Origin of the sequence: Jeotgalibacillus proteolyticus (assembly GCF_050107735.1) — a bacterium.
In the GTDB taxonomy this organism is placed as follows: domain Bacteria; phylum Bacillota; class Bacilli; order Bacillales; family Jeotgalibacillaceae; genus Jeotgalibacillus; species Jeotgalibacillus proteolyticus_A.
Genome location: NZ_JBNILO010000005.1, coordinates 209,481 through 233,339 on the forward strand (window position 1 = coordinate 209,481; position 23,859 = coordinate 233,339).

Here is a 23,859-nt window from a genome sequence, read left to right on the forward strand (position 1 = left end):
TAATCTCCCCTTTTATCTAATTGATCTTTTCTTTACCAGATTGTGCTTTTCAGAATCGATTTGCTTGCTGGGAGTCAAAGAAAATTTCTTTTTCTTCGTAAAGCTTCTCCACCCGCTGTACATTTTTATTGACTTTGTCATGATCCTTAACCGAAACAAACCTCATGATAGATGTTAAAAGAGAAAGTGCTGCTGTGAAGGAGTCAATTTTAAGATTTGAATTCATCGCTGCTTCTAACACAAGATCCGAATAAGCGGCGACAGGTGAATCGGGCTGATCTGTAATGGAGATGACGGTTGCTCCGTGCAGTTTTGAGGTTTGAACGGTTTCAACAATGTTTTTGGTATAGCGGGGGAAAGCAAGGGCCAGTACTAAATCCTGCTCCCCAATCTTGGACAGCTGCTGGTAATACTGTGTATCTCCCTGCATGAGCATTTCTGTGTTATCAAGAGCCATATTAAGCCACTGAACAAATAAATGTCCGAGACCGAAACTGAAAAAATTGCTCGTCACATAAATTTTTCTTGCACTGCTTATGTGTTCAACAACCTTTAATAGATTTTCTTCTTTCAGTGTTTCTTTAAGCTTTGAAATATTGGCAATATCCGCATCCAGCAAGTTGTGAAGAAATGTTTGATCTTCGCTGAGTTCTTTATTCTCAGGCTGAATCTTCCTCCATCTTTCTTCTGCCAATTTCCGCTGAATCATATGCTGCGCTTCTGTGTACCCCTTATACCCAATTTTTTGGGTCAAACGGATCACCGTTGATTCGCTTACATTGACGTGCTTTCCTGCTTCAAGTGCTGAAGAAAAAGCAATCACACTGGGTTCTTCAAAAAATAATTGTGCTACCTTCTTTTGACCTGCGCTTAAATAAGGATATGATTCCTCCAATTTTTGCAGTATTTTCTGCATTTTTGAGCCCCCAAACCCGCAACAATTCTGAAAACTTAGTTCAATTGTACCTTTATGAAGGAAATCCTGCAATCTAATCACAGAATTTTATGTTTTTTCCGTTTATTTTGTCTATTTAATTTTCTCGTTTTTTTATAAAAGAAAAAAGCTTTCTTTGCATCGTTTTTATGCAAAAACAGCTCATTTCGATAGTTAATCTTCTATTGTATAGAGATCATTAAAACGGATCTCATAACAAATCTCATCTATTTGATCCTCGTTCATTCCGGTTGTATCCAGTCTAAACTTTTGATTAATTCCATATTCATCGAATTGCCGTGCCAATTCGATTGAACGGAGACCCATCTGCTGGGAGACAGGACGGAGACGATCTCTCCGAATCAGTTCCTCAGCTTCTACCTGCAGCACAATATATTTTATTTTGCAGTCTGCTTGTTCTCTCAGTCTTTGTTTTAGCCGAATAACTTCCTGTGGAAAGGCCACGTAATCAATGACGACATCCATCCCGGACTGCACAAAATTTCGTGAAAGGTCTGCGATGTTTTTCCATGTCAGCTCAAGCAGTCGCTCGCTTTTCCAGGGAGGCTGATATCCACCGGCAACCATATGATTCACCACATCACCTTCGACACAGGCACTGCTTGAAAGGGTCCCGGCAAGTGCTTGTGAAATCGTGGATTTTCCCGCACCCGCCGGCCCTGACACTACATACACTGTGCGCATCAGTCCGCAGCCTGCCTACTAACTTTTGCATATACACACGTATCAATTAGTTTTTTAGTCACAGGATTCACATCATTATTTTGCAAGATGCCTTCCAGGTTAAAACCGATTTTTTCCGGGATTGCTCTGCTTTTACTATTTTCCGCATCACATCTGATTTCCACCCGTTGTGCGTTCATTTTGTCAAAAGCAAAGCGTGCAATTCCCTCTACTGCTTCTGTCATATAGCCTCGCCCGCTCATCCGGCTGTCAATCCAGTAGCCTATTTCAAATTTACGGACGTCCCAGTTAATCCGGTGGAGACCGGACGAAGCCACAAATTCACCTGTCTCTTTTAAAAACACGAGAAGCCGTAAGTCCTCTCTCGCTAAAAAATTTATATAGGACTCTCTTATATGAATCTCTGTTTCTTCTACTGTCGCCTCATGCGAAGCAAAAGGAAGCCAGGGCTTCAGCTCCTGCCTTGAAGCGTTCACTGATTCCCAAACCTTAACACCGTCGCCCGGTTTTGCAGAACGGATGATCAATCGGTCCGTTTCAAATTGATTGGGAAAATCAATTAACTTCGGATTCATTTCAGTGTCCCCCATCTTTCTCTTTTTAAAGTCCTACCCGCTCTTCACTCCAGCCCCACAGTTCTTCTGCCAGCCATTCATTATTCGCTTCTTCTGACACGTCCACTTCTTTCATTTTGTAATAATACCGGCCTGATTTGCCTGCCACTTCCTCACTTGCAGCAAGAAACAGCGCCGTTTTTGCCCCTTCTTCTGCTGTTTGGAAAAATGGCTTTAGTACGCGGGTAATCGTTCTTCCAAACTCTGTTTTACGATCAACGCCAAGATTGGTCGCGACTGCACCAGGGTGTACAGCGTTCACTGTAGCATTGGTGCCTTCGAGACGTTTTGCCAGTGCTTTTGTAAAAAGAATATTGGCAAGCTTTGAGCGTCCATACCCTTTTGCCACATTGTATCCCTTTTCAAAATGAGGATCATCAAAATCGATTTTCCCCCATTTATGAGCACCGGAGCTTACAACAACGATGCGGGCGGCCTCTGCTTTTTTCAATTCATCCAACAGCAGATTCGTCAACAGAAAATGCCCGAGATGATTGATTCCAAGCTGAGATTCAAATCCGTCATCTGTCAGCTCTCTTTTAAGCGAAACTACTCCGGCATTATTAACAAGAACGTCTAAGTGATCAAACTTTTCTTTAAACGCATCTGCAAACTCGCGAATGCTTTCCAAAGAACCTAAATCACCCTGCATGAGTGTGATTTCCTGTGACCGGCTTTGCTCTTTTGCTGAAATCCAGGCCACTTTCCCTCTTCGTGTATTTCGGCACAGCATTACGACATGCATCCCCTGTCTTGCCAGCTCCACGGTTGTCGCGAGCCCCATGCCGGAATTAGCTCCGGTTACCAATGCGATCTTCTTCATATAGAACACCTCTTTTATTTTTGTGGTTAAGCATAACAAAAATTATGTCGTCTCCTCTACTACTTCCACTCCCTCCCGCCATTTCCTTTATTCTTTCACTAATTGTTCATTTCGATCGAAGTATTTTGGTAAATAATGCTATAATGAAAAGAAATTCTACTTTTACAGGGGAGTCATGTTTATGCTGCGCAACCAGTTTGAGCGTCTTGTCACCATTTCCGCCATCAGTATTCTTGCAGGATTTGTTCTTATTTTTGCGAGTACTGCCTGGGGGATACGAATTGGCGATGTTTCATCTGAAATTGAAATCAATGGCTATATAACAAGCTTTGTAGTAGCAGGAGCTTTGATTGCGTCGTTCGGGCTTCTGATCGCTGCCTATCTGCTGATTCATTGTCCTTATATGCCCGAAAGAGAAAATGAGGAATGAACTTACATGGGGACTATTACGGTGCAGCTGGGGTTTGTGTTAATGAAAAAGGTGAATTGCTGATGGTTCTGCAGGGAACGAAGGAAGAAAAGAAAAAGTGGTCTGTTCCTTCTGGCGGGAGAGAAGCTGGCGAAACCTTTGAAGATTGCTGTATCAGAGAATTCGTGGAAGAAACCGGATATACTGCAGAAATCGATAAACTCATATTTACAAAAAAGGAACTATTGGAAACTGGATTGCGGCTGGAGGTTCACTATTTTCTTGTGCGCATCACCGGCGGCAAAAAAACCATTCAGGATCCGGATGGTTTAATTTTTGATATTGAATGGAAAGATTCTGCACAGCTTCAAACACTCGATCTCTCATTTCCAGACGACCGAAGCAGATTAGTCAGCTGCATCGAGAAAAATTCACTTCAAAAAGCTGTCACGCCTGAAAATGGCTGACAGCTTGAGTTCTTTTACATAGCTTTGCGTTAATTCCTTTATCCCTAAGATCATCTGTGATTTGTCTGATTGATTTTTTCTGTTCTTTTTGCCGTATCTGCAGCTCGCTTCCAGTCTGCGCGTCTGAATTTTGTCCTTCAACTGCATGTAACAACGTCATCATCCTCACATCCCATTGAATTATTCTCTTCTCTGCTGCAATTTCATTATAAAATATCAAGATTAACGGTACATTAAGCCTGATTATTTATTTGATTACTAAATTATTACAAATCAACTTGTAACCTCTCAGCTTCAGAAGTACACTGTTATAGAAGCGCTTACAAATAGTATGGAGGGTTCCCATGATTAGAAGTTCAATGAAAGCGATTATTTTATCCAATCAACGCGTCCTTTTAACGAAAAACAGGGATAAAGAAGGTGATTTTTATCTTTCACCCGGCGGTGGACAGGAACACGGAGAAACCTTTCATGAAACGTTAAAAAGAGAGTGCCTCGAAGAAACAGGATTTGAAGTGGAAATCGGCGAGCTACTGTTTATCCGGGAGTATATTGGCAAAAATCATGAACGTGCAGACTTCGATTCTCATGTTCATCAGGTGGAGGTATACTTCATTTGTCATTTGAAGGATGAAAACTGCCCTGCCACGCCTCTGTCCCCTGACTCAAATCAAATAGGCATTGAGTGGGTGGCTCTATCTGAACTGGATTCTTACCGTATCTATCCTAGTATTCTTAAAGAACAAATCCTATCCCATACTCAAAATAAATCTTTGCCTATTTACCTGGGCGATGTGAATTAAAGGAGAAAAAATAATGCACTTGCAAATTACAAGAGAAAAAAATCAAAGCGGCCAAGACCAGGTGAATAAATGGCTGTACGAATATAATCTTGCCCGGTTTCCAAAGGATCTTGGCGGCCGGTATGAGGAAGTTTCACTTTTTGTTAAGGATGCCCAAAACGAAGTTCACGGAGGACTTTTGGGCGAGATCTGCTGGAACTGGCTTGAAATTCATGTTTTAATTTTGGATGAAGAAATACGTCAATCCGGCTACGGGTCTAAACTAATGAAAGAAGCAGAAAAAATCGCCCGAGCTAAAAACTGTGATTTCATTAAAGTCGACACACTCAGCTTTCAGGCACGTGAATTTTATGAAAAATTAGGGTACGAAGTCTTCGGAACGCTGAAGAATGTCGGCCGGGAACATGAGCATTATTATTTGAAGAAAGATCTTACGCTATCTTAAACCGGATGTGAATTCTTGCAAAAATGCTCTATGTGTCAGCAGCGGTTTAGGTTTTTCCTTTACTGCCCTGTCTTACTGTTTAAAAGGCGAATAAAAAAACACCTTTCTGTGATGTTAGGTCGCTTACCATCAAATCAGAAATGGTGTTTTTTTCTATATTCACTTGGTAATAAACAGCTAATCAACAGATGTGTTGTACGAACATTCATTACTTGTCCAATTGCCGTGTGAATTTATCGATTCCGAAACTGCTTCAGCAGCTCCAGCCCCATCGTCACACCATGACTCATAGCTGAACCTCCGCCATAGGCTGCTGCAACCATCATCATTTCATGAATCTGCTGATCGGTGCAATCGTATCCTATACACTGATCCATATGATAAGCAATGCTAGATTCATCTCCATCTTTTACGGCAATTGCCAGAGCAGTTAGATGCTTTTGCGAGCGGTCAATCTCACCGCTTTCGAATGCTTTCCCTGTAAAACGATTGTATTCACTTACAGCGTCCGGCAATGATTCACTTACTTCTTCAATGCCTTTTCTATAACGGTCTAAAATCTTTTCTCCATCTAAAATCATATTCTCACTCCTTTATTAGATTCAATAGTATGCCATTCCTTTTTGACATCTGACCTAAACTATTGGATGTGCTTAGAATATCGGCTGCAGCCATGAGAGAGTCAGGTGCTTCCCTCACGTTTACTTGCCATGTTACCTTATACTATTTATCGATTAGAAGTCAGAAAATTACATAAATAAGTTGACTTAAATTCATTCTAACTAGTACTCTAGTACTTGTAAGAAAAGGATTATTTTTAAAAAGGAACTCTCAGGTGCTGGGACTCTTTATGTAAGTAAACTACTACAAATTAAAAAACTGTCTTTTATCCTTCTATTGGCCTTTTGAATAAAATACAGTATGAATAGAGGTATTTTTCTTGGAATCTTTAACATTATGGAATAAAAGTGAAAACATTTACGGATTAGCCTATAGTTTAAGTTTGTTCATGACACCTGACAAAGTAACGATACAAGCAGAGTTAGAAAATAAACAAACGATCTCTGTACTATTTGATAGACTTTCTCTAACTGGTTCAAAAGTTTGGTCCGCTATTTACACAAGTGAACTGTACAGGGGAGACCTAACAGAAAAAATACAATTATGTAAAAGAAGTTTTGAAACGAAAGATTCATCTTTCCCTTTGATTTACTTAATGGAAAACTCAAATTTTATTAAAAGGTTTGATGAGTACGGATACCCGTCAAGTGAGGATGTGAAGGATCTAAAACATTTTGTATTTGTTAGTGAAAATGACATCGTTGAAGTTCTTTCCGAATACGATCCAAAAGTCTCAGTGATCGACAAAAAGGAATGTTTTTAACTATGGAAAAGCTTAAAAGGAAGTCTCAAGCAACCGCCCAAAAAGCCTGAGACATAGTGGTCCCAGGCTGCAGCTTTGTGATTATGTAGCCGGCATTCTATTTTTCTATGACCTCTTCTAATTTGCCGAGCGTTCGATCTTCGAATTTTGCGATTGCAATTCCGTAAAGAATGCCGAACAGTGCACCACCTACTACTTCGATCGGCTGGTGACCGAGCAATTCCTTCAGATCCTTTTCTCGTTTTGTGTATTCCAGACTTGGATAGTCTCCGGAGATCACTTCAAAATGATCCTCAAGGTCATTCACTAGACGCGCAATTTCTCCTGTGTGCCGTCTAACGCCCTGCGCATCGTACATTACGATCGAACCGAATACGACAGCAATCGCGGTTTCAATATGTCTGGTTCCACGGTTCGCTGCTACATATGCAGCAAGAGACGCTACCCCTGCAGAATGGGAGCTCGGCATGCCTCCAGTTTGTAAAAGTGGTTTCCAGTCCCATTTTCCGGTTAATTTTTTATTTGTAAATACTTTTAAACCTTGTGCAATTCCGATTGCGGAGATTGCCGTAATAATTCCACGGTTCATGTTTCCACCCTCATTCCTGTAGTATAGCTGCTATTTTCCCTTACCCTTTTTCAGATCATTATAACCGGCTGAATAAAATGATCTGCGGTTAAGTATTTCACAAGCTTTCCCTGCAGGCAGTGTCCTTTATACACATGGATGAAAAGAGAAAAAATGAAAAAAGGCTTGGAGGAGTGGAGGACGGTGACTCCCTGCAGGAAATGAGGCCAGCTGAGACCTCGCACGGCAAGGTCCAAGAAGGCTAAAAGCCCTCGTTCCTGCGGAAAGCCCCTGCCTATAGCGCAGTGAACCGGTAAAAAAACGTGAGAAACCTTGTCCCATGCACTTTACAAAAGCTTTTCCTTATTAAGCGCCACAAGCATTTCCTCAATCGTGTGGCTTTGCAGAATGTCTAAATAAACAGGCGTGAGGGTTTTAACCATTTTTTTCAGATTGGTTCTCATTCTTTTTACAAGAAAGTATAAACGTATACCGTAGTATAGATCCGTCACAGGAATCCAGCGTGCTCTTTTTTGAGCAGGCAGAACGGGATAGGTGCTTAGGTCTCTTCTGGCATGCAATTTCCCAATTATTTCAATTGCCTTCTGGCTATTTTCCTCAAATCGTTCTGTTTCAAGGATAAGCAGCTTTTTTTGTTCCTCGGTAATAAAGTAATGAGAAAAAAATGCATTCCAGATCTTCTCTCTTTTTTGTGTAACAGATTTGATCAATTGAAATATAGGAGGAATTCGTTCGTTCATCCGGCGGATCATCTCATCGATTTGAGCCGATTGAGTAAAATAGATTTTCAGCACATCCTGCAAATGACGGGCACTCGAGAATAATGCGATATTAATTCCCGTTAGTGCCTCTATGCCTTTCACGTAGTCCCCATCCCTGAATGCAGCGCCGTATTCCTGCGCAAGAAGCTGCAGCCTTGAGACAAAACTGTCCGGTACTTTTTCTGCCATGGCACGAAGACCGCTTGTTCCGGGATTGGTATCAATCATACGAACGTTTCCTGTGGTAAAGAAGCCCCTGATGCTGCTGATTGCATATACAGGGTCATCCTCTGAGATCAGCTGGTCTATTCCTTCCGCTTTTGCTTCATAATAGGATTGGGCAAACAAGGTTAATTCACCTGGAGGAAGTGTGTAAAGAGCGGCTGGGTCTGTCAAGATCTCCGGAAAAGCCTGAATCAATCCGCTTCTGAAATTCCGGTCCGTAATCGCCAGCTGATAGACACTCGGCTGCGCGCCATTTACACTATAGAGCTTATGAAATCCATTGCTGATCAAATGAGCGCCTGCATTATTGTTATGGGCGAGGGAGTGAGCGAGACCTATCACAGCCGGAATGTCTCCTGACTTTTCACTAAAATGCCTGACAGCATGGTTCCTGAAGATCTGGGCGCTAACAGCTTGATAAGCCTGTCCGCCTCCGAAAAGCGAGCTGATGTTGTAATACCAGTCTCCTGAATCAATCGTTCCTTGTGAAATGATATATAGCTGATTCACGTTCATTTGCGGAGAGTAACAATGAACAGCAGTTCCGTTATAGCCTGAAGTATCCTGTTTAAGCGCTTCCACTTCTGACGACCACATAATGTCAATTTCCCCGTCAAGAGGGGTTTTGGTTTCTTCATAGTATATTTGCTTCAATTTTTCTTTAAAAAGGGGCTTTGGAAGGTTTTCATATTCTGCTTCCAGTATACGAAGCCTAAGAGCATCAGTGTACAGCAGTTCAGGACCCATTTACGGCACCGCCTAGGGAATGAAATACGACAGAATGCATAATCTGCTGACACGTCTGTTTTTCACGCGTTTTTATTTCCTCGTGTAGGGCTTCTGTTGCATGTCCGCCGAAAAAATCATAATAAAACTGCATTCCACCACTGCCAGCTGTATGCTGAACGTATCCTATGTATCCGGTTCTTACAATGTCACCTGATCGCTGGTCGGCACCCCTTGCCATATACACATCCTTTGACTCAAGCGTAACTTTATCAAATGCCAGTTTTTCGCCTGCATGAGATTGAGTAGCAGCAAGATAGTCCGCAACAAAACGTGAATTGTTTACTGCAAAAAAAGCAATTCTGAGATGAACCATTCCCGCATCGCCGCGTCTTATATAGCATAAATAGGATTCATAATCTTTACTCGGTGCCAGCGTATAGCTCATGCTGTCAATAATCGTTTCTTCCGGAATGATCATTTCATAGCTGCCTGCTGCTGAACGCAAGGGATAAAACCCCGGCTCCGTTTCTTGCGTTAAGGAAATGAATTGACGCGTGAATTCTTCCTGAAACGCACGATCATAAGAATAACCTTTCTTATTTCCTTCTTGAAACAGGTCGTTGTTCGAACTCTCCATTCAGCTTCCTCCCCTAATTTATGATAAAAGATTCAACCAGGTATGTTTTCCATTAATTGTATCATATATCTCTTCTCAATTTTCTCTAAAATCAAAGGCTAACAGGCTCAACAATTCTGAAACATTTTTCCTTTTGAACCGTATATCATACTAGAGGTGAATTGAAAATGTACTTACATATAACAGAACCATCACGCAAAATATCTTCAAAAATCGTTGGAATCTGGCAGATGACCAACACCATAGGGCACACGGCCGTCCTGATTATTTTAGGCGCTTTTCTTTATTTCAGCAGCGTTTACCAATGGGCGGGGTGGATTGATACAGCCCTCTACATCTTAGTGGGATTAATGGTGATTTCAGCTGTTTTCTCTATTTTTATTGAACCCTCTTTTCTGCAAAAATCCTGGCGTTATGAAATTGATGAGGAGTTCGTTCAGCTGAAGCATGGCCGATTCAATCAGTATCACACACTTATACCCATGGAAAAGGTAGAGTATGTGACGACGGATCAGGGACCTTTTTTACGCAGGCATGATCTATACAATGTAAAAATCGGAACAACCACATCCAGTCACACGATACCGGCCATTTACAAGGATGAAGCTCTTGCGCTTCGCTCTCAGATCGCCGTTTTTGCAAAGGTGAAAGACACTGATTCAGAAAGGGAAGAAGAGGAATGATGACACAGCCGAAACGATATCATCCAGCATGGCTGTTATTTGAACTGTATTCTTTTATAAAAAACACCGTTTTCTTTATAGTGTTTTTATTTGTATTAAGATCCGGAACCAATTCCGGCTGGATTTTGTGGGCAAAATACGCGTTTATCTTTTTCGCGGTCTGGACGTTAATCCACATCGTCCTGAAATGGTTTGTTCAAACCTATCAGATTACAAACCAATCGATTATTCTACGGGAAGGCGTGCTTGTAAGAAATCAGCGGACGGTTCCTTTTGAGCGGATACAAAACAATCAAACGAGCACCAACTTTCTTCACCGGATGCTCGGCTTAACCTCTCTTTCTCTTGAAACCGGCACAAGCGATGCACAGGCTTCAGTGAAGTTTACCGTCCTTTCCACTGAGGAAGCCCAGCAGATTTTAAAGGCAGTCAATTATCAAAATGCAACAGAAACAGAAGAAACAGAAGAAATTGCACAAACCTCTTATAATCGTACTTTTTACTTTCGCTCAACTAAAAAAGATACGTTAAAGGCGGCATTTACTTCCTTAAGTTTTCTAGCAATTTTTCCTATTTTAGCGGCTGTTTATTTTCAAATTGATGATTTTTTCAGTTTGGAATCATCCGCCGAAAACATCTTTTTCTATTTTGCAAACCATTTATGGATGCTGATCCCTCTCTTTATCATCGCAATGATCCTATCTGTTGCGATCGGTTATGTTCAGACGGTGATTAAATATGGAAACTACGAGATCTCTGCAGATGAAGAGCGGATTTACATTCAAAAAGGTGTGCTTTCTACTTCATCTTTTTCGATTCCTAAAAAGAAAGTACAGGCGATTACGATCCATCAATCTTTTATAAAAAGAATGCTGAATATGGCGGAAGTAAAATTGGTGAGTGCCGGGAAAATGGGTGACGGAAAGCAGGAAACGAATTCTCTTTATCCGTTCATGGCAAAAAAAGAGGCCTACCGTTTAACCAATGTTCTTCTGCCGGATTATCAGATTGAAGAAAATATGAAAAGGCTGCCCAGAAAGGTGCTGCTTTTAAAGCTGATTTCTCCTTATTTCGGCACTCTGATCGTAGGGGCAGGGTTGTTTATCTTTCAGCGCGAATGGCTCTGGATAGCAGGCATTGTTTTTTTATTAGGCATAGCCTCCCGTGTACTGGACTATTTGTTCACCAGCTACCTTAGACACGGTGACTTTATTCAGACGAGAAAGGGCGGCTTTTCAAATGAAACCTTTTTAACCAGGAAAGAACGCGTTCAGCAAATTGAAGTCCGCCACTCCTGGCTTCAGCGAAAATTTAATGTAGCAACTCTCGAATTTTCCAACCGGTCAAAACCTGTTTACGTCAGCCAGTTAGCCGATGTCCCCAAAGAAGATGTCAGCGACTTTTACCGCTGGTTTAAACAAAAATCCTGAAAGGGTTAAATAAGTAAAACAAATGAATGGCAATCAAGATTAAAGAGACTGGGCTGAATTTCCAGTCTCTTTTTTTCGCTTTCTTTTACTAAAGGGTTAAAAATGATAAAAATATTCCGATATTAAGTATAAAAGCACGTATAGCATACTATTTTTGGAAATAATTTGTGATTCTGCGCTCTGTTACAATAAACCATCAAGCGTTTAATCAGAAGAAAATCGGAGGAAGCCTATGTTCACATTTACGAAAGAAAGAAAGAATCCCCTGCTGTTTCGCGCATCAATTGGATTTCCCGAAAAATCCGCCATTGCTACAGCTGCAGATGAAAGCCTGTCTGACAGATTATATTATATGGGCTATACGCAGGCTCAGGTAGATACATTAAAGGAAATGGCTCCACTAATGGAATCCATCCTTGATGAAGTGCTCGAAAACGTACTCGATCATTTGATGAAAAGTCCGGAAATGGCTAGAATTGCTCAAAATCAATCTACACGGGAACGGCTGAAAAAAGTATTCAGTGATTATTTTGGCAGTCTTCTGACCGGGAAGATGGATGAGGATTTTCTTCAAATGCGCAAGCGGATGGGCAGTACGCATAACCGCAATTTTGTTCCTGTTACCTGGTTTATTGCTTCTTACTCTGCATTTAACACCCTCATCATTCCTAAAATTGTTGAGCATTATCAGCAGCAGCCAGAGGTGTTATCACAGGCTATACAGGCTGTTTCACATGCGATGAATCTGGACTCTCAGATTGTGATTAATCAGTATATGGATGCACGACTTCAGGAAATTAATGAAGCGAATGATTTACGGCTTAATCTTCAGCAGGAGATTGTATCGGTCAGCCAGGAAGTGGCAGCTTCTGTTGAGCAGACTGAAGCTGCGATCTCAGACACCAGTTCACGAGCGGCTCAGATTCTTGAAGAGACAGGACAAACCGAAAAAACGAGTAAAAACCTTGTCGGTCTGACCATTCAAAATGAAGAGCAGATGGAAAAAATGGAAGTGCAGTTTATTCAATCAACTGATAAAGTAAACACTTCTCTTTCCGGCATACAGGACTTAAAAGAAACGTCTGAGGAAATCATCCGGATGACGCAGGGAATTGAAGCGATCGCAGACCAGACCAATCTTTTAGCTCTCAATGCATCGATTGAAGCAGCGCGTGCCGGCGAGCATGGTAAAGGATTTTCTGTCGTGGCAAGCGAAGTGCGGAAGCTTGCGGAAAACTCGAAGGAAATGAGCAACAGCATCAATACGCTGATTGGCAAGAATAACGCCAGCATTACCAAGCTCGTTTCCCAAATGGAAGATATTACTCAATCCAATAAAGATTCTCAAACAAAGCTGCAGGAAGTAAAAAGGGGCCTGTTCACCGTAAAAACAGAAATGGAAAACTACCTGGACATGTTTGGCCGCAACAAGCGTGATTTAGATAAAATCGTGGAATCAATCCAGGAAATCAGCCACACGACTGAAGGACTATCTGTACTGACAGGCAATTTATTGATAAAAGCAGAGCAAAATATGTAAGCTTACCAGAAGGTTGGGATCAGTTTATCTTCTTTTTCGTGGGACGGGAGGAGATCTGCACAAATGCTTTTGCATTCTGCTGTGTATCACCTCCCACCCCGCCTGCTCCCCCTGATTAAAACTCGCGATAAACGACCGAACGCATTTTCATCGTTATTCTGTTAAGCTTGCTTCAAGCAGCCGCTTCAATCGTTCAGGTTCATCAACACGAAAGGCCACTTCAGTTATCATCTGCTTCTTCCCCATAAACAGGGTTGCTTCAACCGGTTCTTTCAGGTAAACAACTGCCTGAGGATGCACTTCCTCAAAATCCTTCAACATAAAAGTCAGCGCGTGAGCCCCGAGTTGAGTGCCCCACTCCACTTTATCCACATTTTCCAACTTGAATACGATCCGCTTCATTAGACCTTGTGCAGCATAAACCTCTCCATTTTTGACTTCGATTGGATGAAGCCGGGTGATTTGAATTTCAGCTAAAAACAGTAGAATCGAATAGATATTTAAGCAGAGTAAAATGATAGAGAGTACGGGCCACTTGTCATGAAGCCACCAATGAATCCCAATGGTCTCAATTAAAATGGCATGAATGATCATAATATGAAAGGCGATTGCGGAAGTGTTTTTATGAAATGTCACTGTCCCTTTGTGGTGTGGAGGATTTTTCCTCCAGGAGAATAAGGCATAATACAGCATCATTCCTTCTGATAGGATCACCCGGATAAGCAAGCGGTCTTTCGTCATTTTTTGAACAGCTGGTAAAAGCGAAAACACCGGACCTGCATCCATCCTTTTCATCTCAGCTTTAATGAGAGGAATCTTGGGAATCAGCCATATGATCAGGGCAATTTCAATAAAAATGAGGATGCCTTCTGCAATGAGTCCTATATAGAGAAACACGGTATATGGAGAAAAATATTCCATTGGGATAATGAACCGAGCTGCCAGTAAACCAAGCACTGCCACTCCTGCTGCCTGCTTTTTTGAAATAGGAAAAGCAGCGTATGCCAGCAGCGGGGCCACGATGATAAAGTCCAGCAGTGTACCGATCACCATTTCTTTTTCAATCTCCAATGTGAGCGTCTGCAACACGGCTGGTTGATAAAGCAGGATATTCGTGCTAAGCAGCAGGATTAACAATCCAATGGACCATTTGGAAAGTAACGTCTGTCTTAAAACCATTCCCATTCACTCCCTCCCCTTTATCCCTTAATTATATACCTGCAGAACTGCCAGCTCTGAATCAACGTCAGAAAAATGTGTGAACATCCAGCTCGTTTTTCGCACAAAAAAAGACGGATGATGGTCCGCCCGCTTCTGTTCATTTCAACTATTTTAATACTTCCTCCAAGCGATCCTTCGCCTTTCCTTCACTTAAATAATACGTACCATCTCGATCACCGCTTGTGAAAATGGTAAACTGCCCGCTTTCTTTCCATAAATAAATCTTTTCTTCTTTATTGTCCTCGTAAAACACGGTCATTTTTATATTGGCAGACTGCGACATTTCCGACTGACGTTTTTCATGAGAGGCTTTATTCAAGCTCTCGCGAATCACTTTTAGGGATGACTTGTCTGTTATGTATGCTTGAATTCCATACTCTCCAGTATCCTGATCCCAATACTGAATGGCTACGTGGTCAATTTTAGAAAACGTATTGGATGCAAGGATGATACTGGCAAGAGTAAAAAATAGTGCCAGTGCAGCAAAGACCGTTTTCTTCATCTCCATTTCCCCTTTTCTCCTTTTCTTTTTCTCATTTAACAGACGTCCGGACCAATCGTAAAGTTACAGCCTGCGACTCACTTTTTCACCTGTGCCAATTACTATTTATATTATAGCCGTGTTAACATGCATCCATTTAAAACAAAACAGACAGCCTCATTTAAAAATGTGTTTTCAAGCTGAAATAGGGAACAACAAACTAGTGCCTCACAAAATAAAGGAGTTGGAATAGATGAAACCTGAAATAAAAGCTTTTGTATTTGATGCCTACGGTACGCTTTTTGATGTACACTCTGTCACGAAAGCCTGCGACGATTTTTTTCCTGATAAAGGGGAAGCAATAAGCCAAGGCTGGCGGAAAAAACAGCTGGAATACTTTTTTCTTCGTCAGGTGATGGGAAGATATGCACCTTTTGATCAGGTCACTCTTGATGCCCTGCGCTACGCTGTAAAGGAACAGCAGGAGGAGCTTTCACATGAACAGGAATTAGCTTTGCTGGATGCGTACAAAAAGCTGGATTCCTACAACGAAGTAAAAGAGGTGCTCAGCGCACTTCAAGGCAGGAAATTGGTCGTTTTCTCTAACGGGTCACCTAATATGCTGGAGCCGCTTGTGGAACAGTCAGGGTTTTCCTCTTACTTAACGGATACTCTCAGCGTGGACAAAATCAAGCAATTTAAACCTTCCCCCGCTTCTTATAATCAAGTCCTTGAGGAGCTGAATGTCCGCCGTGAAGAAGTGCTGTTTATGTCTTCAAATGGATGGGATATCTCCGGAGCCAAGAGCTTTGGCTTTCACACAGCATGGATTAACCGCAATGAATTGCCGCAGGAAGAATTAGGGCTGACGCCGGATTGTGTCTATACAGACCTAAAAGGAATAGTAGAATGGCTTTAAAAGATAGAACTTGCTCATGTATATTTTATGCGTGTCCTATGTAACTTATAACAACGAAATGATTACTTTGACGATAAAATTAAATGGCATCTAATATCCTATTAGTTTTTCCACGAGTACGAATGAATTTCCCCCTATCCTAACAAATTCAGGCTGAGTCATACGTAAAGAAGGAGAGAAATTCAGACAGGATCAATTAATAGTATAAGGTGAGCGGAGCGTAGGGTGGCGACTCCTGCAGGATATGACGGCAAGCTGAGACTTTACAGGGCACGGCCCTGAAAAGGCTCAGCGCCGTCCCTGCGGAAAGCGTCCGCCCGAAGCCCAGTGAACCGGTCAAAGAATCTGAGACACATTCGTCCCAACTTCTTTTCATTCCATAAAAAGGAGAGTTTAGATGAAGAATAGTATAGCGCTGATAGGTGTAACATTAATTGTTACTTTGGTTTTGGTTCCAAACGCTATGGAAGACTTTAACTCCAACTTTTACAATCAAATTTATTACTCCTCCTCGTTCATTGTGGCCGCTTTTTTTTATATTGCCTTTATTGTTATAACTGTGAAAAACTATAAAATTAAAAAACATAAGAACTCCTCCGATTAATTCACCTGGACTTTGAATACGATGACAAATCCTGCCTCCCTTTCTGCTTTCATCTAAGTCCTGTGAACGATAAAAAGCGACCAGGGCACATTCGCCTCAGCCGCTTTCAGATACTAACAAATCAATGTTTTATTTTTCAAACTTACGCTTTTATTAAATCAAAATATGATTGTGAAATCAGGTTTTTGTACCAGTAGTAGCTGTTTTTTTTCGTTCTTTCGAGTGTATCGAAGTTTACATGCACGATCCCAAAACGCATATCGTAGCCTTCTGCCCATTCAAAATTGTCCATGAGTGACCAGGCGAGGTAGCCTTTTACATTCACCCCTGACTGCATGGCACGGTGAACACTGGCGATGTGGCTTCTCATATAAGAGATGCGGTTGTCATCCTTTACTTCTCCGTTTTCAACCCCATCGTTATAGCAGGCGCCGTTTTCCGTGATGTAGATTGGAACCTGACCATAGCGGTCATTCAGGTATGTCAGCAATTGATAGAAGCCCTCAGGGTAGATCGGCCATCCTATATCTGTACGCTCATAATTAAAATCAAGGTTTTCTATATGAAAAAGACCATTTCCTTCATCATACCGGGCCACATTTCCCGTATAGTAATTGATTCCCACAAAATCGATCGGACTTGAGATCACGTCCATATCGCCTTCCTGAATTGGAACGGTGACATTTTCTTTTTCTTTAAACCAATTGACCAAAAAGTCGGGGTATTCTCCTTTAAAGACAGGATCCATGAACCATTCAACCTGCCAGCCATTTGCCCGGCGGACCGCCTGCTGATCCTGTTCTGAATCAGAGTAGGCTTCTGACCATCCGGCATTTGGCGCATAGCCGATCTGCGCTTGGGCATCAATTTTTCTCAATGATTGAACAGCACGCCCATGCGCAAGGAGCAAATGATGAGCGACGGTGGTCGCTAATTGCAAGTCTTTTTTCCCTGGTGCATGTATTCCAAGATAATTTGACAGATACGAAGCACACCATGGTTCATTTATCGTAATCCATGTTGAAATCTTTCCTTTAAAGGACGAAAAGATGGTTTTAGCATAGTGGTCAAACGCCTCGACCGTTTCCCGGCTTTCCCATCCGCCCCGGTCTTGCAGTGCCTGAGGAAGATCCCAGTGGTAAAGGGTACACATCGGTTTAATGTTGTGTTCAAGCAGTTCATCCACTAAACGGTGATAGTAATCCAGTCCTTCCTGGTTCAGCTCGCCGTCTCCATTTGGAAAAATTCGCGGCCATGCCATAGAGAAACGGTAGGTGGAAACACCCAGTTCCTTTAGCAAAGCAACATCCTCTTTATATAAATGGTAGCTGTTGCATGCCACATCTCCATTATCTTCGTTTTTTACATTGCCCGGTTCTTTTGAAAAAGTGTCCCATATGGAAGCACCTCTTCCTCCTTCGTTTGCAGCTCCTTCAATTTGATAAGAAGCTGTCGCTGTTCCCCAGATAAAATCTTGTGGAAATTGGATCTTACTCATTCCATTACCTCCCTTGGAAGTGGTGCTGCGTAGTAGGTTCTAATCACTGGGATAAAAATTGAATAGATTGATATAGCGAGCAAACTGCCTGTAATCAGACTGATAAATGGCATGATTAGGACCCCTATTAAGCAGGCTGAGAAGATCGCCAGCATCGCAAGGCTTCTCTTCCATTCAATCCATAGCAGTAAAAAGCTGTTCTTTATAATTCCGATCACATTTAGATCTGTTTTCATCACCTGTACCGTCATATACGGCATCATTAGCAGCCACATCACGAAAAACAGGATCGCGGTGACGTAAAGCACGTCAGCCATTGCCATTACAAAGGAGGCTGCCAGCCAGGCATCTGCTGCGAGTATGGTCAGTCCTGCAAACCAAATGCCTGAAAGAGTTAAGCTCGTTTTGCCGGCATGTTTTTTGAAGCTTGAATGAAAAGAATGAACAAAGTAAGGAGATAATCCTTCTTTTTTCCACTTATGCATCGTTTCAATTGCCGCTGCCAGTGCAGGAATAAACGTGATGATCAAAAGGGAGTACACGAAAAGCAGGAGGTTCAGTAAAACAAAGGACGCAAACATTTCCATGATTCCTAAAAAACCTTTTATCACCTTCGACTCCTCCTTAATACATTTTCTCTGCAGCTAACCCGCAGCTCTCTCTGACTGTCAATTCCGGATCAACCAGCAGGGATCTTGTTTTTCCTTTTTTATCGATTAAATCGCTTAATAGCTTTGCTGCCAGAATTCCGATTTTTTCTTTATCCTGCCGGATGGTCGTGAGCTTGGGGTGCGAATAGCGGCACGCTTCAATATCATCACAGCCGATTACTTTGATATCATTTGGCACCTGCAAGCCATTTTCTCTTAGCGCTCTTACAGCACCGAGCGCCATCAGATCAGAAAAAGCAAAAATCATCTCTGGTAGATTTCCTTTTTGTTTTACAATCATTTGATTCATCAAACGGTAGCCGGATTCTTCATAATAATCACCGTATACAGTCCATTCATCGTTCAAAAGCAGACCGAATTTTTTCATGGCCTCTTTAAATCCCTCTTCACGAAGCATGGAAATTCTTGAATCATGCGTTCCACCAATCATCCCGACCCGCTCAATGGAATTCATATATGCATATTCAACTACTAAATGAGATACTTTTAGGTTGTTGGTCATGACATAGCTTGACCGCTCCCCTTTAAGCTCGATGTCAATTCCTACACAGGGGATGGAGCTGTGATCAAGCTGTTCAATCGCATCTTCCACATCATCCCCGGCAATAATCAGTACACCATCCACATTATAGTGGCGGCAGCGGGATAAGTAATTTCCTTTATATTGTTCATTGGAGAAAAAGATAAAGTCATAGCCTAACAACCCAATCTGGCTCTTAAAGCTATTTAACACCTGATTAAAAAATGGATGTGATAAATCGACATTGATTTTACCTGCGTAGACAATGCCGATTAAATTTGTTTTTTTCGAAGCAAGGCTTTTCGCTGAATGTGTCGGTGAGTAGCCTGTTTCTTTGATGATCGCCCTTACCCGATCCTGCGTTGCTTTACTTATATTTCCTGTGTTATTCATAATTTTTGATACTGTGGCAGCAGAAACTCCAGCAAGTACTGCTATATCCTGAATGGTATATCGTTTAGTCATACTGTCAGCTCCTGTACTCTTCCCCGTGATAATCAACTTTTTACTGCGCCTTGTGTCAGGCTGGAGATAAAGAGTCTGTTGAAGAGAAGAAAGATCAGAACAAGCGGGATTGTTGCCCAGAAAGTTCCTGACAATATCATACCATTATCCTTCACGTACGCGTCGATCAACCCTCTCAGCGCAATCTGAATTGTATGAACGGATTCATCTCTTAGTACAACCAGCGGCCATAAGAAATCATTCCACATATACATAAATTTAATGATCGCAAGCGTAGCAAAAGCAGGCAGAATAATCGGCACCGCGATATTCCAGTACACACGTAGACGGGAGCATCCGTCGATCTTTGCTGAGTCAAGCAATTCATCTGGTACATTGCTTGAAATATACTGTCTCATCCAGAAAATACCGAATGCGTCAATGAGTCCTGGTACGATTACAGCCTTTAAATCATTCAGCCATCCCAATTGCGTAATAATATAGTACTGGGGAATCAGGCCAAGCTGAGGCGGAACCATCATGGTAATCAGCAGAAGTCCAAATAAAAGATTTTTGCCTTTAAAATGATATTTGGCAAATGCAAATCCCGCAAGTGAACATAAGAACAGAACACCGATCGTGGAGATAGTTGCGACAATAAGAGAATTTCCAATTGCACCGAAGAAATCAATATTGTCTAATACGTTTTGAAAGTTGGTTACTAGTTCAGCACCTGGCAAATAAGCCGGCGGAACACTATTAATTACGTTGTTGTGATTGGTCGCCATGACGAACATCCAGTAAAAAGGGAAGACCGACAATAATGCACCAATAATTAAAACCGCGTATAAACTAATTTTTGAAATAACGTTGGACATTTTGGACTCTCCCCCTTATTTAAATACTTTGTTCGCCAATAGAGAATTCACAGTAGCAAATACGATAATAATCAGGAATAAAATGATGGCTGATGCAGAAGCGGTTCCAAATGCCATATTTGAGAAAGCTTCTCTCCATAGGTAGAGAACAACCGTAATTCCTTCTTCCCTCAGATTTCCGCCTAAAAAGACAAGCGGTTCTGTAAACAATTGCAGAGATCCAATGGTAGAGAGGAAGATCGTAAAAATGATGATCGGACGCAGCATCGGGATGGTGATAAAACGGATTTTCTGCCAAACCGTCGCCCCATCAATCGTAGCTGCTTCGTATAAATCATTCGGAATCCCCTGCATACCGGCAAGATATATAATGGTGTTGTACCCAAGCCAGCGCCAGAATACCATTACGGCAATCGCGATTTTAACGCCCCATTCATTTGTCTGCCAATTCACACTATCGAGCCCGATTGCGTTAAAAAACACATTGACTAAACCGAAGTCCTGGCTGCTGAACATGACGCCAAAAATAATGGCCACCGCTACAGTAGAGGTTACATAAGGCAAGAAGAAAGCAGCTCTAAATGCACTCTGAAACTTTACGAGCGCCGAGTTCAAGGCAAACGCAAGGAAAATCGCTACAATCAGCTGCGGCACTGTTCCCAGCACACCCATGATGATCGTGTTCCATAGAGACTTCCAAAAAATCGGATCCTCCATTACGAATACAAAATTTTGAAACCCGACAAACTCCATTTCCCCTAATCCATTCCACCGCTGAAAACCAAGATAGAAGCTGAACAGCATTGGAAACAAACCGAATATGGCAAATAAAATAAAGAATGGCGAGATAAATAGGTAGCCAGATAAAGATTCTTTTCGTTTTTCATTCCACCTTTTCGGTGAATGTGCTTCTGCACTCATTTTGAAGTCCCTCCTTTAAGAGAAAGAAGACCAATGCGAAAATCACACTGCGCATTGATCTTCAGTCCATGCTTTATTGACGCTCAAGCTGGGATTTGATGCGTTCAACCGCTGCATCCCACTCCTCTTGAGGATCCGTTCCTTCACTCGCCACATTTGTCAGCGCTGTCATTAATTCCTGATGTACAATGGAATAATTTTTACCCATATAGATTGGTTCAACTGATTCTGCTGCTTCAGCAAAGATTTCGGCTGTATTTAGACCGCCAAAGTACTCGTCAGATGTATTTGCAAATTCTTCATCTTCGTATACTTCCGGCGCAGATGGAAACATTCCGCTTTCCTTAAAGGATTCAAGCTGTCTTTCCGGTGCTACAAGCCACTCAACAAATTCGTAGGCTTCTTCCGGCTGATCAGATTCTTTAGGGATCGCGATGTAAGAACCACCCCAGTTGCCGGCACGCTCAGGCATTTGAACAATTCCCCAGTCGCCAGAAGCATCAGGCGCATTCCCTTTAATGCTCGCCACCATCCAGGCAGGAGCCAGCAAAGCACCATAGCTTCCTTCAGCCATTGCGTTGCCCCATTCAGGCGTCCACATTGCATTTTCACCAACCAAGTCCTCTTGAATCATTTTTGCTGTGTCATCGTACGCCTGTTTTACGTGTGGAGAGTCCTCAATAATCAACTCATCCTCTGTGTTGAAATACTGTTCCGGCGCCTGATCTCTTTTCGCTGCAAAAAGTGTTTCAGGTGTATCAACCATCATTTTTCCAGTTTTATCATGAATAATTTTCGCTGTTTCTTCAAATCCTTCCCAATCACTTACAAGCGGCTGTACTTCTTCCGGCTCTGTAGGAAGACCTGCTTCTTCAAACACATCTTTACGATAATACATAACGGATGGGCCAATATCTGTAGGAAGACCCATTAAGAATTCACCGTCTGTACTCTCTGCTATATTCCATTTCCAATCCAGGTAATCCCCTTTTACTTCATCCGCCCCAAACTCATATAAGTTATGGAAACGATCCTGCGCATCCAGAAATCTGGAAATCTCACTAACTTCTATCATCGTAATATCTGGTGCACCGGAGTTTGAAGAGACAGCTGTAAACAGGTTATTGTGCAAATCTCCCATTTCAGTGAAATTTACTTTAATTTTCACATCAGGATTTTCCTCCATATACTGGGCTGCCAGTTCTTCATAATTGGTCGCTCCAAATACCCAAAAATTCAGCTCATCACTGTCTTCCCCACTGCCTCCTGATGAACGATCTTCAGCACACCCCATCAATCCAAGCACAGCTGCAGACATTGCCACCGTTCCAAGAATCTTTTTCATTTCCATCCCCCTAATTTTATACTTTAGTTTTAAGTAAGCGATTACCCTAATAGACAAAAAATTTTTGTTGTTCTACTTGATTATATTAGGGTAAGCGCTTACTTATGATCATTATAGCGTATTATATAATGAAATCAACTACTTTTTTAAAATATTTAGGTAAACGGTTTCCTAAGCTTAATATAATCCTAAATAAATAATGATTTTCATCCATTCGTTTCAGGCTCTTTTCATACCTCGTAATGAAACTATGGAAACTCATCTTAGACGATCCACTGCTCAATCTGCTCGTTTTTAATCATACAAAAAAAGCCTGGGACAACGTGTCTCAGGCTTTTGACCGGTATAGATAATGCCTCTTTACTAAACTTTTTCGAGATATGTCCCAGCCCTCTGGTTTTTAGTCATTAGCGCTGCTTCTATCTTTTATAGTAATCCAATATCTCATTTTTTTGTGACGAAGGATTCCAGATCAAGTTCCGTGCTCGCAGTCGTGTCCGCCATCAAAGAACGCTTAATGATCTGAATGGCGTTTTCATTGTCACTTTCTTTCTCCGATGCCATGCAATCCTTCGGAACATAGAGATTATACTCTCTCATATACGCATCATTAGCTGTAAACAGCACACAAATATCTCCGGCAATGCCGGTTAAAATAAGATTGTCAATCCCCAATTGGTGAAGCAGGATATCAAGCTGGGTTCCAAAAAATCCTGAGTGCTTGGGCTTAATGATAAAATAGTCGTTTTCCTCGGGCAGTATTTTTTCGACCACCTCTTTACCTGGGTTCTTCATGCACTCTTCTATAATATTTCCGGCATTGTCCTGCCATTGGCCAAAATTATCATTCACATAGATAATAGGAATTTCCTTCTCTTCAACCCTTTCCTTTAAAGCAGCCAGACGGTCAACCATCGGAATGCTGTGCTTCAGCAAGTCCTCTCCGCCCTCAAAATCCATTTTATTCATCATATCTATAATCAGCATCGCTGTATTAGAACGGCTCATAATCCAACACTCCTTAAAAAACCATTTAGTATACTATTCCTCTAAATACCATTTTATAAAACGATTTATGGACATTTTTTGGGAATTGCAATGAACTTTTTATGGTTCTATCTTTTTATAGAGGAGCATCCCGTTCTAAGTGCCTGCTATAAATGAGAAGTAGAACCCGCC

At 41.7% G+C, this 23,859-nt stretch carries 28 protein-coding genes; 10 read left to right on the forward strand and 18 right to left on the reverse strand.

All coding sequences use genetic code 11. The features are described from left to right. Nucleotides 1-49: 49 nt before the first annotated feature. From ACQCT8_RS10220 to ACQCT8_RS10235, 4 genes are all read right to left on the reverse strand, one after another. A complete protein-coding gene (locus tag ACQCT8_RS10220) occupies nt 50-916 on the reverse strand; it encodes a MurR/RpiR family transcriptional regulator (RefSeq protein ID WP_426870753.1) in 867 nt (288 codons plus the stop codon). Nucleotides 917-1,108: 192 nt separating this feature from the next. Next, a complete protein-coding gene (locus tag ACQCT8_RS10225) occupies nt 1,109-1,639 on the reverse strand; it encodes an AAA family ATPase (RefSeq protein ID WP_426870755.1) in 531 nt (176 codons plus the stop codon). Beyond that, nucleotides 1,639-2,214 carry a GNAT family N-acetyltransferase gene (locus ACQCT8_RS10230; protein ID WP_426870757.1) on the reverse strand — a complete coding sequence of 192 codons (576 nt, stop codon included), beginning with the start codon at nt 2,212-2,214 and terminating at the stop codon, nt 1,639-1,641. Before ACQCT8_RS10230 ends, ACQCT8_RS10225 begins: the two co-directional genes overlap by 1 nt. 25 nt (nt 2,215-2,239) lie before the next feature. After that, nucleotides 2,240-3,076 (reverse strand): SDR family oxidoreductase, encoded by an 837-nt coding sequence (locus ACQCT8_RS10235; protein ID WP_426870759.1) that lies wholly within the window; start codon nt 3,074-3,076, stop codon nt 2,240-2,242. A gap of 181 nt (nt 3,077-3,257) precedes the next feature. Between ACQCT8_RS10235 and ACQCT8_RS10240 the strand changes: the two genes are divergently transcribed. Both ACQCT8_RS10240 and ACQCT8_RS10245 read left to right on the forward strand, forming a co-directional pair. Next, the gene (locus tag ACQCT8_RS10240; protein ID WP_426870761.1) at nt 3,258-3,506 is read left to right on the forward strand and encodes a hypothetical protein; all 249 of its coding nucleotides are present in this window, start codon (nt 3,258-3,260) and stop codon (nt 3,504-3,506) included. Then, the gene (locus ACQCT8_RS10245; RefSeq protein ID WP_426870763.1) at nt 3,503-3,952 is read left to right on the forward strand and encodes an NUDIX hydrolase; all 450 of its coding nucleotides are present in this window, start codon (nt 3,503-3,505) and stop codon (nt 3,950-3,952) included. Before ACQCT8_RS10240 ends, ACQCT8_RS10245 begins: the two co-directional genes overlap by 4 nt. Here the strand turns inward: ACQCT8_RS10245 and ACQCT8_RS10250 are convergent. Further along, nucleotides 3,933-4,112: a hypothetical protein gene (locus ACQCT8_RS10250; RefSeq protein WP_426870765.1), complete on the reverse strand. Its 180-nt coding sequence runs from the start codon at nt 4,110-4,112 to the stop codon at nt 3,933-3,935. The genes ACQCT8_RS10245 and ACQCT8_RS10250 overlap by 20 nt on opposite strands. Before the next feature lie 184 nt (nt 4,113-4,296). Here ACQCT8_RS10250 and ACQCT8_RS10255 point away from each other — a divergent pair, with 184 nt between their 5' ends. Then, entirely contained in the window at nt 4,297-4,755 is a 459-nt protein-coding gene (locus tag ACQCT8_RS10255; RefSeq protein WP_426870767.1) for an NUDIX domain-containing protein, read from the forward strand. Between the two features lie 13 nt (nt 4,756-4,768). Continuing rightward, nucleotides 4,769-5,200 (forward strand): GNAT family N-acetyltransferase, encoded by a 432-nt coding sequence (locus ACQCT8_RS10260; protein WP_426870770.1) that lies wholly within the window; start codon nt 4,769-4,771, stop codon nt 5,198-5,200. Between the two features lie 233 nt (nt 5,201-5,433). On the opposite strand, the gene ACQCT8_RS10265 is transcribed toward ACQCT8_RS10260, so the two are convergent. Beyond that, nucleotides 5,434-5,781 (reverse strand): carboxymuconolactone decarboxylase family protein, encoded by a 348-nt coding sequence (locus ACQCT8_RS10265; RefSeq protein WP_426870772.1) that lies wholly within the window; start codon nt 5,779-5,781, stop codon nt 5,434-5,436. 359 nt (nt 5,782-6,140) lie between these two features. On the opposite strand from ACQCT8_RS10265, the gene ACQCT8_RS10270 reads away from it, so the two are divergent. After that, nucleotides 6,141-6,584: a hypothetical protein gene (locus ACQCT8_RS10270; protein ID WP_426870774.1), complete on the forward strand. Its 444-nt coding sequence runs from the start codon at nt 6,141-6,143 to the stop codon at nt 6,582-6,584. A 97-nt stretch (nt 6,585-6,681) separates the two neighbouring features. Here ACQCT8_RS10270 and ACQCT8_RS10275 read toward each other — a convergent pair whose 3' ends face one another. From ACQCT8_RS10275 to ACQCT8_RS10285, 3 genes are all read right to left on the reverse strand, one after another. Further along, entirely contained in the window at nt 6,682-7,173 is a 492-nt protein-coding gene (locus tag ACQCT8_RS10275) for a divergent PAP2 family protein (RefSeq protein WP_426870776.1), read from the reverse strand. Between the two features lie 326 nt (nt 7,174-7,499). Beyond that, nucleotides 7,500-8,906 (reverse strand): DUF6792 domain-containing protein, encoded by a 1,407-nt coding sequence (locus ACQCT8_RS10280; protein WP_426870778.1) that lies wholly within the window; start codon nt 8,904-8,906, stop codon nt 7,500-7,502. After that, the gene (locus tag ACQCT8_RS10285; protein WP_426870780.1) at nt 8,896-9,525 is read right to left on the reverse strand and encodes a hypothetical protein; all 630 of its coding nucleotides are present in this window, start codon (nt 9,523-9,525) and stop codon (nt 8,896-8,898) included. Before ACQCT8_RS10285 ends, ACQCT8_RS10280 begins: the two co-directional genes overlap by 11 nt. A 167-nt stretch (nt 9,526-9,692) precedes the next feature. Here ACQCT8_RS10285 and ACQCT8_RS10290 point away from each other — a divergent pair, with 167 nt between their 5' ends. The 3 genes from ACQCT8_RS10290 to ACQCT8_RS10300 all read left to right on the forward strand — a co-directional run bounded on the left by ACQCT8_RS10290 (nt 9,693) and on the right by ACQCT8_RS10300 (nt 13,178). Continuing rightward, entirely contained in the window at nt 9,693-10,208 is a 516-nt protein-coding gene (locus tag ACQCT8_RS10290; protein WP_426870782.1) for a PH domain-containing protein, read from the forward strand. Then, on the forward strand, nt 10,205-11,638 hold the full coding sequence (locus ACQCT8_RS10295) for a PH domain-containing protein (RefSeq protein ID WP_426870784.1): 1,434 nt from the start codon (nt 10,205-10,207) through the stop codon (nt 11,636-11,638). Before ACQCT8_RS10290 ends, ACQCT8_RS10295 begins: the two co-directional genes overlap by 4 nt. Nucleotides 11,639-11,870: 232 nt before the next feature. Continuing rightward, complete coding sequence (locus ACQCT8_RS10300; protein WP_426870786.1) at nt 11,871-13,178, forward strand: methyl-accepting chemotaxis protein; 1,308 nt, start codon at nt 11,871-11,873, stop codon at nt 13,176-13,178. 153 nt (nt 13,179-13,331) lie between these two features. On the opposite strand, the gene ACQCT8_RS10305 is transcribed toward ACQCT8_RS10300, so the two are convergent. Together ACQCT8_RS10305 and ACQCT8_RS10310 are read right to left on the reverse strand one after the other, a co-directional pair. Continuing rightward, complete coding sequence (locus ACQCT8_RS10305; protein WP_426870788.1) at nt 13,332-14,363, reverse strand: hypothetical protein; 1,032 nt, start codon at nt 14,361-14,363, stop codon at nt 13,332-13,334. A 142-nt stretch (nt 14,364-14,505) separates the two neighbouring features. Next, nucleotides 14,506-14,901, reverse strand: a complete 396-nt coding sequence (locus ACQCT8_RS10310; RefSeq protein ID WP_426870789.1) for a hypothetical protein — start codon at nt 14,899-14,901, stop codon at nt 14,506-14,508. A 232-nt stretch (nt 14,902-15,133) separates the two neighbouring features. Between ACQCT8_RS10310 and ACQCT8_RS10315 the strand changes: the two genes are divergently transcribed. Continuing rightward, entirely contained in the window at nt 15,134-15,799 is a 666-nt protein-coding gene (locus ACQCT8_RS10315; protein WP_426870791.1) for a haloacid dehalogenase type II, read from the forward strand. A 397-nt stretch (nt 15,800-16,196) separates the two neighbouring features. Then, the gene (locus ACQCT8_RS10320) at nt 16,197-16,403 is read left to right on the forward strand and encodes a hypothetical protein (RefSeq protein ID WP_426870793.1); all 207 of its coding nucleotides are present in this window, start codon (nt 16,197-16,199) and stop codon (nt 16,401-16,403) included. A 142-nt stretch (nt 16,404-16,545) separates the two neighbouring features. On the opposite strand, the gene ACQCT8_RS10325 is transcribed toward ACQCT8_RS10320, so the two are convergent. The 7 genes from ACQCT8_RS10325 to ACQCT8_RS10355 form a co-directional block, all read right to left on the reverse strand. Continuing rightward, nucleotides 16,546-17,901, reverse strand: a complete 1,356-nt coding sequence (locus ACQCT8_RS10325; protein ID WP_426870795.1) for a GH1 family beta-glucosidase — start codon at nt 17,899-17,901, stop codon at nt 16,546-16,548. Beyond that, nucleotides 17,898-18,512 (reverse strand): DUF624 domain-containing protein, encoded by a 615-nt coding sequence (locus ACQCT8_RS10330; RefSeq protein ID WP_426870797.1) that lies wholly within the window; start codon nt 18,510-18,512, stop codon nt 17,898-17,900. The genes ACQCT8_RS10325 and ACQCT8_RS10330 overlap by 4 nt, the downstream gene beginning before the upstream one ends. A 13-nt stretch (nt 18,513-18,525) precedes the next feature. After that, a complete protein-coding gene (locus tag ACQCT8_RS10335) occupies nt 18,526-19,557 on the reverse strand; it encodes a LacI family DNA-binding transcriptional regulator (protein WP_426870799.1) in 1,032 nt (343 codons plus the stop codon). Nucleotides 19,558-19,589: 32 nt separating this feature from the next. After that, on the reverse strand, nt 19,590-20,414 hold the full coding sequence (locus ACQCT8_RS10340) for a carbohydrate ABC transporter permease (protein ID WP_426870801.1): 825 nt from the start codon (nt 20,412-20,414) through the stop codon (nt 19,590-19,592). A gap of 15 nt (nt 20,415-20,429) precedes the next feature. After that, nucleotides 20,430-21,335 (reverse strand): carbohydrate ABC transporter permease, encoded by a 906-nt coding sequence (locus ACQCT8_RS10345; RefSeq protein WP_426870803.1) that lies wholly within the window; start codon nt 21,333-21,335, stop codon nt 20,430-20,432. Nucleotides 21,336-21,408: 73 nt separating this feature from the next. After that, nucleotides 21,409-22,680 carry an ABC transporter substrate-binding protein gene (locus ACQCT8_RS10350; RefSeq protein ID WP_426870805.1) on the reverse strand — a complete coding sequence of 424 codons (1,272 nt, stop codon included), beginning with the start codon at nt 22,678-22,680 and terminating at the stop codon, nt 21,409-21,411. 444 nt (nt 22,681-23,124) lie between these two features. Continuing rightward, nucleotides 23,125-23,688 carry an isochorismatase family cysteine hydrolase gene (locus ACQCT8_RS10355; protein WP_426870807.1) on the reverse strand — a complete coding sequence of 188 codons (564 nt, stop codon included), beginning with the start codon at nt 23,686-23,688 and terminating at the stop codon, nt 23,125-23,127. Between the last annotated feature and the right edge of the window lie 171 nt (nt 23,689-23,859).